Origin of the sequence: Rhizobium cerradonense, from assembly GCF_030182455.1 — a bacterium.
In the GTDB taxonomy this organism is placed as follows: Bacteria; Pseudomonadota; Alphaproteobacteria; order Rhizobiales; family Rhizobiaceae; genus Rhizobium.
Genome location: NZ_JAQJCK010000021.1, coordinates 33,400 through 47,462 on the forward strand (window position 1 = coordinate 33,400; position 14,063 = coordinate 47,462).

Sequence of the window (14,063 nt, forward strand, 5' to 3'; positions counted from 1 at the left end):
TATAAAACGTAATATTCTCAGAGGCTTAGTATGTTTGTGGGCGGTGGAAGTACCGGGGCCTACGGTTCGATTCCCATCAAGGCGACGGAGGAACACAACTTGCCTCGGCGCCCGCGCCAATCTGTGAGATTGTCGATTTCTGATTTCGCTCTTCTTTGGATGCTGGTGGTGGGGCAGTCTAAAGTACCGCCCAGTTTCGATCTTGGTAATCTCGCAATATGTCTTGAACCTCCCGCGCGGAACGTCGGAGCGGCGGCAGAATTCTTTCTTCCAACTCCCCAGGTGCCATCCGGTCTCGGTGAGACGCAACGCTCATCGCAGCTACGACGCGACCGCCCCTCTCGCGAAGTGGAACGGCTATCGAGATGGTGCCGTTCTCCATCTCATCGACTGCAGTTGCGAAATCGGCCTGCCGAGCCTCGCCCAGTTTCAATTTCAGGATATCGACATCCGTAATGGAGGCAGGCCCCTGTTTACGCAGAGTGACACCGTCGAGCCTTTGGTCCAATTCGTTGAAAGGTAATGAAGCAAGCAGCATCTTGCCACTGGCCGAACAGTGGGCGGGAAGGCGATCGCCGACACCCAGCCGAGACGTATAGATCCGGCGCGTGGCGTCGCGGCTAACGAACAGGATGTCGAGCCCTTCCAGCACCGAAATAGAACAAGGTTCGTTCAACTCATCGGCAAGACGCATGATGATCGAGGACGCCGCCGTCCAGACATTCGTCCGATGAAGCACGCCCCGTCCAAGCGATAGGACCTTTGGTGTGGAAGCGTATAGACCGCGCTCCTCCTTCACGTATCCCAGGCTCTCCAATGTAAGCAATATCCTTCGGGCCGCGGCGCGGCTGACATCCATCGCGCGAGCGACCTCGGTGCATGTTGCCGGAGCATCCGTTTCGGCCAGCTTTTCCAAGCAGTTCAGGCCTCTCGCGAGGGTCTGCGCGAAGTCGCGCTTTTGAATGTCATTGTCCATGAGCATCTAATCTCACGTCCTTGATATCATGTCAATGTGCGATAATCGCGCAACTGCGCGATATGTTGACAGCATGTTTTGGATGTGAAATATGTATCGCCATCGCTTCCGAAGACGTTCGTCGGATGGATGTGATGACAGATGAGGAAGCCATCAGTCGTACGGGTGAAAAGCAGCCAAGGCGGCCGCTGCCACGCCATGACTTGATGGAGGCTGCCCGAAGGAGGAAATAAATGGGTATGGTTCGGTTGACGCTCGCGCAGGCGGTTGTTCGTTTTCTCATCGCGCAGAAGGTCGACGACGAAGGGGACGTTCTGCCACTCTTCTCAGGCGTCCACGCGATCTTCGGCCATGGAAACGTGACGTGCCTGGGCTCAGCTCTCGAGGAAGTGCAGGATGAGCTGCCCACCTACCGAGGCCAGAATGAGCAGTCCATGGCGCTCGCGGCAGTGGCCTATGCCCGCGCCCGTCGCCGCAAGCAGATCCATGTATGCTCGGCGTCGGTTGGTCCTGGCTCCTCGAACATGGTGACGGCCGCTGGCGTCGCGATGTCCGATCGCCTTCCGGTCCTCTTCCTTTGCGGCGACAACTTCGCCTCGCGCCTTCCGGATCCGGTTCTCCAGCAGGTCGAGCATTTCCACGACATGTCGCTGACGACGAATGATGCCTTCAAGGCGGTCTCGTCTTTCTTCGACCGCATCACTCGCCCGGAGCAGATCCTCAATTCCCTGCCGCAGGCAGTTGCTCTGATGCTCGATCCGGCCGCTTGTGGTCCCGCCACCATCTCGCTTGCCCAGGATGTGCAAGGAGAGGCCTTCGACTATCCGGAATCCTTTTTCGCCGAGCGTGTGCACAAGATCCCACGTTATCCGGCCGCTGATCATCAAATCGAAGCTGCTGTCCGCCTGATCAAGGAAGCAAAACGGCCGTTGATCATTGCTGGAGGTGGCGTTCATTATTCTGGCGCCACTGACGAGCTCGCAGATTTCAGCGATCGCTTCGGCATCCCGGTCGCAGAGACGATCATGGGCAGATCCGCACTTCTTCATGACCATCGGCTCAACATCGCGTCGATTGGTGTCATGGGAGGAAACGCTGGAAACAATATCGGCCAGAAGGCTGACCTGGTAATCGCGATTGGCACGAGGCTGGCGGACATGATCACCGGTTCGTGGAGCGTGTTCCGAGATCCGGATGTCAAGTTCCTGTCGCTGAATGCAAACCGCTTCGATGCCAACAAGCACATGGCGCAACCCGTCGTCGGAGATGCGAAGCTGTCGCTGGAAGCCATCACAGCGAAACTCGGTGACTGGCTTGCTCCGGCCGCTTGGGCCGACGAGGCCGTCCGGGAAAAGGAAGCCTGGGACGCCATTGTTGAACAGCGTACTGGCCGGACGAACCAGGATGTCCCGAATTATCCGCAGGTTATCGGCGCGGTTCAGCGGAATGCGAAGCCGGATGATGTGATCGTATCCGCGGCTGGCGGTCTTCCAGGCGAGCTTTATTGCACGTGGAAGTCCATCGGGGTCGGGACGTTCGAATCCGAATACGGGTTTTCCTGCATGGGTTACGAGATCGCCGGAGCCTATGGCCAGAAGATCGCAAACCCTGAGCGGGAGATCATCGCCATGCTGGGTGACGGCTCCTACATGATGTTGAACTCCGACATCTATTCATCGGTTCTCACGGGCAACAAGATTATTTGCATCGTCTGCGATAACGGCGGATTCGCCGTCATCAATCGCCTGCAGATTGGAAAAGGCGGGGCGGAATTCAACAATCTTCTCGCTTCGTCGAAACATGCCGGCGAGGTCCCGCGTATCGACTTCGCCATGCACGCCCGTTCGATGGGCGCGGAATCCGAAAACGTCACGACGATCGAAGAGCTCGAGGCGGCGATCGGTCGCGCGCGCCAGAGCGATCGTACTTACGTCATCGCGCTTCGCACGCGTCCGTACGAGTGGATGGACGGCGGCTCCTGGTGGGATGTCGGGATGCCGGAGGTGACAAACCGTCACTCGATCGCCACGGCGCGTGACGCACAGGAAGCTCAACGCAAGCACCAGCGCAAGGGAGTCTGACGGATGTCAGCGCCGACCACGACCCGCGTTCTCATGACGGGATCGACGGGAAACCTCGGGCACAAGGCGACGATGGCGCTCCAATCGGTGGAGGGTGTGTCGTTGACGCGCATCGGCAGAAACGGTGGTGCTGATCCCGAGGTCATCACAGCAAACCTCGAGGTCTACGACGAAGCCTGGGTTGAACACTTCAAGGGCGTCGACACGGTTCTGCATCTAGCCGCCGACCCGCGCGCCGCCGGCGATTGGGACACCGTGTCGCCTCTTAACATCGATCTTGCGCTCAATGTCTTGCGCGCAGCGCGACATGCGGCTGTCAAGCGGTTTGTCTTTGCCAGTTCCAACTGGGTGCTCGGTGGATATCGCTTCAGGAAGGATCGGCTGAATTCGGCGCTGCCGCCGCGGCCCGTCAATCCATACGGCGCTTCGAAGCTCTTCGTTGAACGCTATGGCCGCATGGTCAGTGACGAGACGGGCATGGCGTTTCTGTCGCTTCGGATCGGCTATTGCCAGCCGGGCGAGAACAAGCCCGGTCCGCAGATGGCATTCGGCACATGGGGCCAGCAGATGTGGCTCGGAAATCAGGACTGGGCGCAGGCTGTCGAGAAGTCGGTTACCGCCCGGTACGAAGGTTTCCATGCGATCAACGTCGTCTCTCGCAACGGCGGAATGCGCTGGGACCTCGAGGAGGCTGGTCGCGCCATTGGATACGCGCCGCTTGAGCGGCATCGACCGGAACTGAGTTTCACAGGCTGGTTGAAGGATCGGACTGCGTGTCTTCGCGAGAAGCTCGTGCCGTCCGGCTCTTCGGCGCCGGCCCTGGGCAGACGTTGGTGAGGGAGGACTAGACATTGAAGAAGATACTCGTTGTGCAGCCGCTTCGGCCCGAAGCTTTGCACCTGTTCGACCAGAGAACCGACATTTCGTACGAAGTTGTCACCGATTTCTCCCGGGAAAACCTCCTGAAGCATGTCGCCGACGCCGACGCCATCACTGTCCGCGATGCTCCGCTTTCGGCTGACGTCCTCGCTGCCGCTCCGAACCTGAAAATAGTATCGCGGCATGGCGTCGGTTATGACAACATTCCGATAGACCACTGCACCTTGCGCGGAATTCCGGTCACCGTCGTCGGCGACGTAAACGCCATCTCCGTAGCCGAACAGACTATGTTTCTCATGCTGGCCGCGGCCAAGTCCGGCGTCCAGCTCGATGCAGCCGTCCGCCGGGGGGATTTTGCCGCACGGTCGAGACTGATCGGGATAGAGTTGCGTGGACGTACGCTCCTCGTTGTGGGCTTTGGACGCATCGGACGCGAAGTGGCGAAACGTTCCGCGAGCTTCGGCATGGATATCGTCGTCTACGATCCTTATGCCAAGCGTTCCGAAGTCGAGGGTGCCACCTTCGTGGATAGCCTCGAAGATGGCTTGGCCGCAGCAGACGTCGTCACTCTTCATATTCCTCTGTCGGATACGACGCGCAATCTCATCGACGCCGACGCCCTCAGACAGTTGAAGCGAGGCGCAATCATCGTCAACACCGCCCGCGGTGGGATCATCGATGAAGAGGCGCTCGCCGATGCGCTGGCGGATGGACACATGCGGGCGGCGGGCCTGGACACATTCGCAACGGAGCCGCTCCCCACAACCGATCGCCTGGTCTCGGAAGAGCGGGTCGTCCTCAGCCCGCACTCGGCCGCGCTCACCGAGGAATCCCTGATCGCAATGGGCGTGATGACTGCGCGCAATGCGCTTGCAGGCATCGACGGAAACCTCGATCCGCAACTGGTGGTCAATCGATCCGTTCTGAAGGTTTCCGTCGATGCGAAATAACAACATCCGCGATGTCTGGGAACGTGGCGAAGCGGTCGTGTCCGCCTGGCTCTCGATCGGAAATGCCTACACCGCAGAAATCGCAGGATGGTCGGAATACGATTGTGTCCTCGTCGACCTTCAGCACGGTATGACAGATGTGCAGACCATGATCTCGATGCTGCAGGCGATTTCGGCAACCCCGGCAACGCCGATGGTGCGTGTTCCGTCGTGCGATCCACCAGTCATCATGAAGGCATTGGACGCGGGCGCGTTTGGGATCATCTGCCCGATGATCAACAGCGCTAGGGAAGCGGAGGCCTTTGTTGCGGCGACGCGATATCCGCCTCTTGGGAACCGCAGTTTCGGTCCAGCTCGTGGGCTTCTCTACGGCGGCGCCGACTATTTCCAGCATGCTGACAGATCGATCGTTCGCTTGGGCATGATCGAAACGCTGGAAGGCTTGAATGCACTCGACGAGATCTGTGCGGTTGATGGGCTCGATGGGATTTTCGTCGGCCCGAACGACCTGGGGCTCGCCTTGGGAAAAGGCACGCTCGGCGATCCGACGGACGAAACCGTGCGGGAAGCAATCCTGCGCTGCCTTTCGGTTGCAAGAAAACACGGCAAGCATGCTGGGATCTTTTGCCCGTCGAGCGCCGTCGCAGCGCGCCGCAGCAGCGAGGGCTTCGACTTCGTCGTTCCAAACAGCGACGCAAACCTTCTGAAATCGGCTCTCAACGCGGAGGCGAGCGGAGCGAGAGTGAATGTCCGCAAATAGGTGCGGGTAACTGATGGTGCACGGGATGCACCATCTCCATCGTGGGAGGAGAATGGCATGAAAAACTTTATGAAGATCGCGGTTCTTGCTGGCGCGGCACTGATTGGAGCTGCGACCAGCAGCTTCGCCGAGGAACGCATCATCATGATCAGCCACGGCCTTGCGAACGATCCGTACTGGAACATCGTCAAGAACGGTGGCGACATGGCCGCCAAGCAGATGGGCGTGAAGTTTGACTACGTGGCTCCGGAGACGTTCGACATGGTCCGCATGTCCGAGCTGATAACCTCGGCGGTCAACCAGAAGCCCGATGGGATCATCGTGACCATCCCGGATGCCGATGCACTGAAGGATGCCATCAAAACCGCCGTTGCGTCGGGCATTCCGGTGGTCTCGGTCAACTCGGGTGCAACTGTCGCAAAAAGCTTCGGCACTTTGATCCACATTGGTCAGGACGAATATCCGGCCGGCAAGCGTGTCGGCGAGAAGCTCAAGGAGCTTGGCCAGAAGAAGGCGATCTGCATCAACCACGAAGTCGGCAACACGGCCCTCGACGACCGTTGCCGCGGTGTGGCCGACGGTTTCGGAGGACCGGTCACTGTGTTGCCGACAACCAATGACTTCCAGGAAGTAAAGTCGAAGGTCACGGCAGCGCTGGCCAGCGATCCGCAGATCGATACCATCGTCGCGCTTAGCGCCGGCCAGGCCGGCGAACCCGCAGTTGATGCGGTTCAGACAACGGGCAACACCAAGGTAAAGGTCGTTTCTTTTGACCTTTCACCGGGCTTCCTGCAGGCCATCATCGATGGCAAGGCGTCGTTCGCGGTCGAACACCAGCCGTTCTTCCACGGTTACCTCAGCACGGTCCTTCTGACGAACTACATCCGCTACGGGCTGATGCCGACGAACGATCTGATCGAAAGCGGACCGAAGTTCATCACTGCCAAGGAAGCGCCACAGGTGCTCGAACTCGCCAAGAAATCAATCCGATAGCATGAGAGAAGGCATGGATGGTGTTGGAGCCGTCCATGCCTGATCGGGAGACGAAAAATGGTTGACATAACCAAGGCACCTCATGGTGCGAAAGACGAACGATTGATCCGCATTTCATTGATGGCATCGCTTATCCGGCGGCCTGAACTTGGGGCGCTCGCGGGCCTGATCTTTGTCTTCGTGTTTTTCCTCACGACCGCAAGCCCTCAGATGTTCACCCTGGCGGGCGTGATGAATTTCATGGCGCCTGCCTCACAGCTCGGTATTCTGGCCGTTGCTGCCGCTCTTCTCATGATCGGCGGCGAGTTCGACCTGTCGATCGGCTCGATGATCGCATTCAGCGGTATGATTTTCGGGACCGCGGTTGTCGCATGGGGGCTGCCGCTCAGCCTTGCAATCCTCATGACTCTTGCCGTGGCCGCCCTTCTGGGGATCACCAACGCCCAGATCGTCATGCGAACCGGACTGCCATCCTTCATCGTGACACTCGCCTTTCTGTTTGTACTGCGCGGCCTTTCCCTGGTGGGTCTGAAGTGGGCGACGGGCGGCGCAACTCAAATGCGCGGGATCAAGGACGCCGTCGCCGGCAGTCCCTTGGCGCCGATCTTCTCCGGAGACGCCTTTAAGGGGTTCTTCCAGTACCTCGCGGACAAGGACGTCATTTCCAAGTTTCCCAATGGCTCTCCGACGGTCCCCGGTGTTCCAGTTGAGCTCATCTGGTTCCTGGTCATCGCGCTGGCGGCCACCTATCTGCTCATCCGCACGGGATTCGGCAACTGGATCTTCGCTGCCGGCGGCGACGCCAATGCGGCTCGCAATTCCGGCGTTCCGGTGGCTCGCGTCAAGACCATCCTGTTCATCATGACCGCCTGCGCGGCGGCTTTGGTTGCCATTTTGACGGTTCTCGATGCTGGATCAACAGACGCGCGTCGCGGTTTCCAGAAGGAATTCGAAGCGATCATCGCCGCTGTCATCGGTGGCTGCCTTCTGACGGGCGGTTATGGCTCAGCGATCGGGGCGTTCTTCGGCTCCATCATCTTCGGTATGGTCCTCATCGGCCTCACCTACACGCAGATTGACCAGGACTGGTATCAGGTCTTCCTCGGCGGCATGCTTCTGCTTGCCGTTCTCTTCAACAACATCATCCGCAAGCGCGTAACTGGCGAGCGTTGAGGAGAAAATCTATGTTACATCGTCAAAACTCAGACACAACGACGCCCTTCATCGAGATCAGAGATTTGGTCAAACACTTTGGAGCGGTGATCGCGCTGAATGGCGTTTCATTAAGCGTACGGGCTGGAGAGGTGCTCTGCCTTTTGGGCGACAACGGCGCAGGCAAATCTACGCTGATCAAGACGTTGTCGGGTGTTCACAAACCCACCTCCGGCGAGTTCTTGGTGGACGGCGAGCCGGTTGAATTCGGCAGTCCGCGCGACGCGCTGGATGCCGGAATCGCCACGGTCTACCAGGACCTCGCAATGATCCCGCTCATGTCGGTGAGCCGGAATTTCTTCATGGGCCGCGAGCCGCTGAAGCGGTTGGGGCCGCTCTCTTGGTTCGACACCAAATTCGCGGATACGGTCACCCACGATGAGATGATGAAGATCGGGATCGATGTCCGCGACCCAAATCAGGCCGTGGGGACGCTGTCGGGCGGCGAGCGTCAGTGTGTCGCCATCGCCCGCGCGGTCTACTTCGGTGCGAAGGTTCTCATTCTCGACGAACCGACGTCGGCACTCGGGGTCGCGCAGACCTCCATGGTGCTGAAGTACATCGACGCAGTCCGCGCGAAGGGCCTTGGGGTGATCTTCATTACACACAACGTGCGCCATGCCTACGCGGTCGGGAACCGCTTCACCGTTCTCAACCGCGGCAAGACCCTCGGCATATTCAGGAAGGACGAGATCGCGATTGACGAACTCCAGAACCTGATGGCTGGCGGCAAGGAATTGCAGAGTCTCTCGGACGAGCTCGGCGGAACGATCTAGCAATACCACGGAGAAGTACAGTGACCGTTATTAGAATTGGTCTCATCGGCGCAGGCTGGATGGGTCGAGCCCATGCGGCTGCCTTTGAGAATGCGACCCGGATTTTCGGGACAGAGCCTGCCACGTTGAAGATCGTGGCTGTGGCCGACGTCAACGAGGAGGCAGCGAAGGGATTTGCCGAGCGTTTCGGTGTCGAACGACACACCAGCGATTGGGCGAGCATCGTCAACGATCCCGAGATCGATGTCATCGACATCACGACTCCAAACGACGCGCATCCGGAGATTGCTCTCGCCGCAATCGCCGCGGGAAAGCACGTCTACTGCGAGAAGCCAATGGCAAACACGGCGGCTGAGGCTCGTGCTATGCACGAAGCCGCCAAGACGGCAGGTGTCGTCACACTGGTCGGCTTCAACTATCTTTGCAGTCCGATCCAGGCCTATGCCCGGCAACTCATCGAGAACGGGGACCTCGGTGAGATCTTCCACTTCCGGGGTACTTTCGACAACGACTATATGGTCGACGAGAGCTTCCCGTTTACCTGGCGGACGGACGCGGCTGCCGCAGGTAAAGCTGGCGCGCTTGGTGATATGGCGAGCCATGTCCTCAGCCTCGCGCACTATCTTGTCGGTGAGGTGACGGAAGTAAGTGGCGCGCGCCAGATCCTTCATGCCAAGCGCCGCGACGCAAAAGGCGCAGAGCGCACCGTCGAAAACGACGATCTTGCGCACTTCATCTGCCGCTTCAAGAATGGCGCTTCCGGCTATCTGGAAGCGAGCCGCATCGGGACGGGTCGCAAGCTTTACCTCTCATACGAAATCCAGGGCACCAAGGGCGCGCTGTTCTTCGACCAGGAGCGCATGAACGAGCTGAACTTCTATCGCCAGACCGACAATCCGGCGGAGCGAGGCTACAAGCGCGTTCTCGTTGCCCCGCAGCACCCGGACTATGCGGCCTTCTTCGGGCTCCAGGGAAATCCGCTCGGTTACAACGATCTGAAAATCATCGAGGCGCGTCGCCTCATCGAGTCCGTTGTCTCTGGAAAGAGCTGGATCGCGGATTTCGAGTTTGGATACACCGTCGACCGCGTGGTCGAAGCGGTACTTGTTTCGGCCGACGAAGGCCGATGGGTGAAGACTGAGGAGATTGCCTGATGACCGTCACGTACCAGCTCGCCAATGCCCCATGCTCATGGGGCGTCGATTTCGCTGACCGTCCGGAGAATCCGGCATGGACGAAAGTGCTCGACGAAGCGGCGTCTGCAGGTTTCTCCGCCATCGATCTCGGGCCAGTCGGATTTTTCCCGACAGATCCCTCCCAGCTTAAGGACGAGCTTTCGAAGAGAAATCTTCGGCTCTCGGCGGGCGGTCTCTTCGATCCGCTCACGGATGCCCGCGCGTTCGATGGCGTTGTCGACAAGACGAGACGCACATGCTCGATCCTCAAGGATCTCGACGCCCCCCGGCTCGTCATCATCGACTGCGTGTCCGACGAGCGCGGCAAATACGCTGGCCGCCCCAGCGACGCTCCGCGTCTTTCGTCAGAGGATTGGAAGGCCATGATCGGCCGTATCGTCGAGCTCGCGAAGATCGCGAAGAACGAGTACGGAGTTAAATCCTACCTCCATGCCCACGCGGGCTGCTACATCGAATATGAAGATGAACTCGACCGCGCCTTGTCGGTCCTTCCGGAGGACTTGGTTGGCCTTTGCGTCGACACCGGGCATTCCGCCTATGCCGGGATCGACCCGATCGCCCTGATCCGGCGGTATGGCAGCCGTATCGGCCACATGCACCTCAAGAACATCGACAGGGACGTTCACGCGGCGTGCGTCGCCGACAAGACCGGATTCTTCGATGCGATCGCCCGCGGCATCTTCTGCCCATTGGGCAAGGGCGTCGTCGACTTCGTCGAAGTTCGCGATGCGCTCGATGCTATCGGCTACCGTGGGATGGCCGTTGTCGAGCAAGACGTCGATCCCACCGGCGATGCGTCGCCGCTCAGCAATGCCAGGGAAAGCCACGACTACCTCGCTTCGATCGGGATGTCGTCGTCGGACAGGGGCTGAAGATGGAAGCGTCCTGCGTCGTCGATTGCAAGAACACGCTTGGCGAGGGTTGCGTTTGGGACCCTCGCGACCGAAGTGTCTACTGGACGGATATCGCCGAGAGTAGAATCTACAAGCTCGGCGCTGATGGCGCAGTGACGGTTTTTCCGCTTCCGGAGCGGGCAGGATTCATTCTGCCTCGGAAGCATTCGGGCTTTGTGCTCGGGCTCGCAACCCGTGTGGTGATCGGCGATGCGGGATTCAGGAACTTCGAGACAGTCTCCGTCATCGAGGAGGGGCTTCCGCAGACCCGCGTCAATGACGCAGCTGTCGATCCTTTCGGCGGCGTCGTGTTCGGAACGTTCGACGAGCGGGACCGCAAGCCAGCCGCTGCCCTTTATCGCTGCGCTCCGACAGGCGAGATCACGAAACTGCTCGAAGGGATCACGATCAGCAACGGGATCGCGTTCTCGCCCTCGGGGGACGTCATGTATTTCGCCGACACGGCCGAGGGAACCATTCGCCGCTTCGAGATCAGAAGTTCGGGTTGGACGAACTTGAGGGAGCTTGCTCCCCTGGCCAATCTCGACGTCGCGGATGGCCGGCCGGATGGAGCTGTGGTCGATTCCGAAGGGTCGTATTGGAGCGCCCGGGTGTGGGGCGGCTGCCTTGCGCGGATCGGTCAGGACGGTCAGGTCCAGGAGACGGTGAAACTGCCGACCAAGGGGCCGACCTGTGTGACGCTTGGTGGCAAGGACGGACGAACCCTCTACGCGACAACATTACGCGTTATGCACACCGACGATGAACTGGAGGCAGCACCCCTCGCCGGCGGGCTTTTCGCGGTCCAGGTCAAGGTCCCAGGCGTTCCCCAACGCCTTGCCGCTCTATGAATTGGTCTTTTTAAACGAAGGAATGAGACGATGAAGTTCTGTGTTTTCGGTGCCGGCCGCATGGGCGCGCAGCACATCGCGAATGTCGCGGCCAACGAGAATGCCGTGCTCGAGTATGTGGTTGATGTCGACTTGAGTCGCGCCCAAGTGCTTGCGGCTCGTTACGGTGCGAAGGCCACCGATAATCCCCGCGTGGCTTTGAACGATCCGGCCGTCGACGCGGTCATCATCGCATCCGCGACCAACACTCACGTAGACCTGATAGTCGACGCTGCAAAAGCCGGCAAAGCTGTCCTCTGCGAAAAGCCGATTGATCTCGATATCGCCCGGGTCGATTACTGCGCGCAGCAGATCAGCGGCCTCAACGTCCCGATCATGATCGGATTCCAACGGCGCTTCGACGCTACGCACATGGCCGTGAGGAAGGCCGTTGCCGGAGGAGAGGTCGGCCAGGTCGAGGTCATCACGATCGTCAGCCGCGATCCATCTCCGCCACCCGCATCCTACATCAAGGTTTCCGGCGGCCAGTTCCACGATCAGATGATCCACGACTTCGACATGGCCCTGTGGCTCGCCGAGCCGAAGGGTTCACTCGAGATATGCGCCATGGGGAGCAATCTGGTCGATCCGGCAATCGGGGAGGCGGGTGATACCGACACTGCGCAGGTTCTGATCCGGTTTGCCAACGGCGCTTTTTGCCGCATCGATTGCAGTCGTCGGGCAACCTATGGCTATGACCAGCGCGTCGAGGTCTTCGGATCAAAGGGCATGGTGACCTCTGCCAATCTGCTCAAGACGGGGATCGAGCGGTTCGGCGCCGCCGCCACGAATGCACGCGATACGCTGTTACCGGGATTCATGGAACGCTATCTGCCGACCTACGCGACGGAACTCGATTACTTCATCGACGCGGTGTCAAACGAGCGGAAGATCGAGTCCGACTTCCAGAGCGGCCGCAAGGCGGTGCTGCTCGCCGACGCTGCGCGGAAATCGCTGAAGGAAGGAACTGTCGTCCGCCTCGACTTGGACGCCTGACATTTCGATCCGGACCAGATCCGGATCTCACATGGAATTCCGTAGCAAGGAGCTTGGATTCCCATCTGCAACAGTTCGAGCGCGGTCGCGCCAGCCAACCAATTTTCTAGGAGGTTCACCCATGACCATTCGCCACCTGAAGACAGGCAAGCCTGCCGCCGATCGCGCCGAGGACGATGCGAAGGTTCGGGCAGTTGTCGAAGCTACCCTGAAGGATATCGAGGCGCGGGGCGATGCCGCTGTGCGCGAGCTTTCCGAAAAGTTCGACAAGTATTCGCCGCCTTCCTTCCTTCTTTCGACGTCTGAAATAGAGGCGGCCATCAACAAGGTCTCCACACGGGACATGGCCGATATCGAGTTCGCCCAGGCTCAGATCCGCAAGTTCGCGCAGGTTCAGCGGGATTCGATGAAGGACGTTGAGGTGGAAACGTACCCCGGCGTCATCCTCGGCCACCGCAACATCCCCGTCCAATCGGTCGGCTGCTATGTCCCGGGCGGCAAGTTCCCGATGGTCGCTTCGGCTCATATGTCCGTGCTAACTGCCTCGGTTGCCGGCGTGCCGCGCATCGTTGCTGCTGCGCCAGCCCAGAAAGGTGAACCTCATCCAGCCATCATCGCAGCGATGCATAAGGGCGGTGCGCACGAGATCTATGTTCTCGGCGGCATGCAGGCAATCGGGGCGATGGCGCTCGGAACACAGACGATCAAGCCCGTCGACATGCTGGTTGGGCCTGGGAATGCGTTCGTCGCCGAGGCGAAACGGCAGTTGTACGGTCGGGTCGGCATCGACCTTTTCGCCGGGCCGACGGAGACAATGGTGATTGCCGACGAGACTGTCGATGCCGAGATCTGCGCCACCGATCTTCTCGGGCAGGCAGAGCACGGCTACAATTCGCCTGCGGTTTTGGTCACCAACTCGGAGAAGCTCGCGCGGGGAACTCTGTCGGAGATCGATCGTATCCTGAAAATCCTGCCGACCACCGAGACCGCCTCGGCATCCTGGCGCGATTATGGCGAAATCATCGTTTGCGATACATACGAGGAGATGCTGGATGTCGCCAACGACATAGCCTCCGAGCACGTGCAAGTCATGACGGATCGCGACGACTGGTTCCTTCAGAACATGCACTCCTACGGCGCGTTGTTCCTTGGTCCGAGGACAAATGTCGCGAACGGGGACAAGGTCATTGGCACGAACCATACTCTGCCGACCAAGAAAGCTGGGCGCTATACCGGCGGTCTTTGGGTTGGGAAGTTCCTCAAGACGCACTCGTATCAGAAGGTGGTTACTGACCAGGCCGCCGCTGACATTGGCGCCTATTGCTCGCGGCTGTGCATGCTCGAGGGTTTCGTCGGCCATGCGGAGCAGGCGAATGTTCGTGTTCGACGCTATGGTGGCCGCAACGTCCCTTATGGTGCAGCAGCGGAGTGATCCGCTCTGATCGAAAAGGAATTCCGATG

13 protein-coding genes are annotated in these 14,063 nt (G+C 59.5%); 12 read left to right on the forward strand and 1 reads right to left on the reverse strand.

Annotated features, from left to right (window positions below):
* Positions 1 to 178: 178 nt before the first annotated feature.
* Positions 179 to 982 (reverse strand): IclR family transcriptional regulator domain-containing protein, encoded by an 804-nt coding sequence (locus PH547_RS29040; protein ID WP_104827744.1) that lies wholly within the window; start codon positions 980 to 982, stop codon positions 179 to 181.
* A 227-nt stretch (positions 983 to 1,209) separates the two neighbouring features.
* On the opposite strand from PH547_RS29040, the gene iolD reads away from it, so the two are divergent.
* The 12 genes from iolD to hisD all read left to right on the forward strand — a co-directional run bounded on the left by iolD (position 1,210) and on the right by hisD (position 14,034).
* Entirely contained in the window at positions 1,210 to 3,057 is a 1,848-nt protein-coding gene (gene iolD / locus PH547_RS29045; protein ID WP_285170127.1) for a 3D-(3,5/4)-trihydroxycyclohexane-1,2-dione acylhydrolase (decyclizing), read from the forward strand.
* Between the two features lie 3 nt (positions 3,058 to 3,060).
* Positions 3,061 to 3,894, forward strand: coding sequence for an NAD-dependent epimerase/dehydratase family protein (locus PH547_RS29050; protein ID WP_285170128.1), 834 nt, complete (start codon positions 3,061 to 3,063; stop codon positions 3,892 to 3,894).
* Between the two features lie 14 nt (positions 3,895 to 3,908).
* Positions 3,909 to 4,886 carry a hydroxyacid dehydrogenase gene (locus PH547_RS29055; protein ID WP_285170129.1) on the forward strand — a complete coding sequence of 326 codons (978 nt, stop codon included), beginning with the start codon at positions 3,909 to 3,911 and terminating at the stop codon, positions 4,884 to 4,886.
* The gene (locus tag PH547_RS29060; protein ID WP_285170130.1) at positions 4,876 to 5,646 is read left to right on the forward strand and encodes an HpcH/HpaI aldolase family protein; all 771 of its coding nucleotides are present in this window, start codon (positions 4,876 to 4,878) and stop codon (positions 5,644 to 5,646) included. The genes PH547_RS29055 and PH547_RS29060 overlap by 11 nt, the downstream gene beginning before the upstream one ends.
* Before the next feature lie 57 nt (positions 5,647 to 5,703).
* Positions 5,704 to 6,639: a sugar ABC transporter substrate-binding protein gene (locus PH547_RS29065; RefSeq protein ID WP_104827739.1), complete on the forward strand. Its 936-nt coding sequence runs from the start codon at positions 5,704 to 5,706 to the stop codon at positions 6,637 to 6,639.
* Between the two features lie 57 nt (positions 6,640 to 6,696).
* On the forward strand, positions 6,697 to 7,812 hold the full coding sequence (locus PH547_RS29070; RefSeq protein WP_104827738.1) for an ABC transporter permease: 1,116 nt from the start codon (positions 6,697 to 6,699) through the stop codon (positions 7,810 to 7,812).
* An 11-nt stretch (positions 7,813 to 7,823) separates the two neighbouring features.
* Positions 7,824 to 8,627, forward strand: coding sequence for an ATP-binding cassette domain-containing protein (locus PH547_RS29075; protein WP_285170131.1), 804 nt, complete (start codon positions 7,824 to 7,826; stop codon positions 8,625 to 8,627).
* A gap of 20 nt (positions 8,628 to 8,647) precedes the next feature.
* Entirely contained in the window at positions 8,648 to 9,781 is a 1,134-nt protein-coding gene (locus PH547_RS29080) for a Gfo/Idh/MocA family protein (protein ID WP_285170132.1), read from the forward strand.
* Positions 9,781 to 10,695, forward strand: coding sequence for a TIM barrel protein (locus PH547_RS29085; protein WP_285170133.1), 915 nt, complete (start codon positions 9,781 to 9,783; stop codon positions 10,693 to 10,695). The genes PH547_RS29080 and PH547_RS29085 overlap by 1 nt, the downstream gene beginning before the upstream one ends.
* 2 nt (positions 10,696 to 10,697) lie before the next feature.
* The gene (locus PH547_RS29090) at positions 10,698 to 11,567 is read left to right on the forward strand and encodes an SMP-30/gluconolactonase/LRE family protein (protein WP_104827734.1); all 870 of its coding nucleotides are present in this window, start codon (positions 10,698 to 10,700) and stop codon (positions 11,565 to 11,567) included.
* Positions 11,568 to 11,597: 30 nt separating this feature from the next.
* Positions 11,598 to 12,602: an inositol 2-dehydrogenase gene (iolG, locus tag PH547_RS29095; protein ID WP_285170134.1), complete on the forward strand. Its 1,005-nt coding sequence runs from the start codon at positions 11,598 to 11,600 to the stop codon at positions 12,600 to 12,602.
* Positions 12,603 to 12,723: 121 nt separating this feature from the next.
* Positions 12,724 to 14,034: a histidinol dehydrogenase gene (gene hisD, locus PH547_RS29100; protein WP_283052712.1), complete on the forward strand. Its 1,311-nt coding sequence runs from the start codon at positions 12,724 to 12,726 to the stop codon at positions 14,032 to 14,034.
* Positions 14,035 to 14,063 lie beyond the last annotated feature (29 nt).

Excerpts from the sequence above, each read along its gene's own strand:
- PH547_RS29040 (WP_104827744.1), bottom strand. The coding sequence starts at position 982 with ATGCTCATGGACAATGACATTCAAAAGCGCGACTTCGCGCAGACCCTC.
- iolD (WP_285170127.1), top strand. The coding sequence starts at position 1,210 with ATGGGTATGGTTCGGTTGACGCTCGCGCAGGCGGTTGTTCGTTTTCTC.
- PH547_RS29050 (WP_285170128.1), top strand. The coding sequence starts at position 3,061 with ATGTCAGCGCCGACCACGACCCGCGTTCTCATGACGGGATCGACGGGA.
- PH547_RS29060 (WP_285170130.1), top strand. The coding sequence starts at position 4,876 with ATGCGAAATAACAACATCCGCGATGTCTGGGAACGTGGCGAAGCGGTC.
- PH547_RS29065 (WP_104827739.1), top strand. The coding sequence starts at position 5,704 with ATGAAAAACTTTATGAAGATCGCGGTTCTTGCTGGCGCGGCACTGATT.
- PH547_RS29070 (WP_104827738.1), top strand. The coding sequence starts at position 6,697 with ATGGTTGACATAACCAAGGCACCTCATGGTGCGAAAGACGAACGATTG.
- PH547_RS29075 (WP_285170131.1), top strand. The coding sequence starts at position 7,824 with ATGTTACATCGTCAAAACTCAGACACAACGACGCCCTTCATCGAGATC.
- PH547_RS29085 (WP_285170133.1), top strand. The coding sequence starts at position 9,781 with ATGACCGTCACGTACCAGCTCGCCAATGCCCCATGCTCATGGGGCGTC.
- PH547_RS29090 (WP_104827734.1), top strand. The coding sequence starts at position 10,698 with ATGGAAGCGTCCTGCGTCGTCGATTGCAAGAACACGCTTGGCGAGGGT.
- iolG (WP_285170134.1), top strand. The coding sequence starts at position 11,598 with ATGAAGTTCTGTGTTTTCGGTGCCGGCCGCATGGGCGCGCAGCACATC.
- hisD (WP_283052712.1), top strand. The coding sequence starts at position 12,724 with ATGACCATTCGCCACCTGAAGACAGGCAAGCCTGCCGCCGATCGCGCC.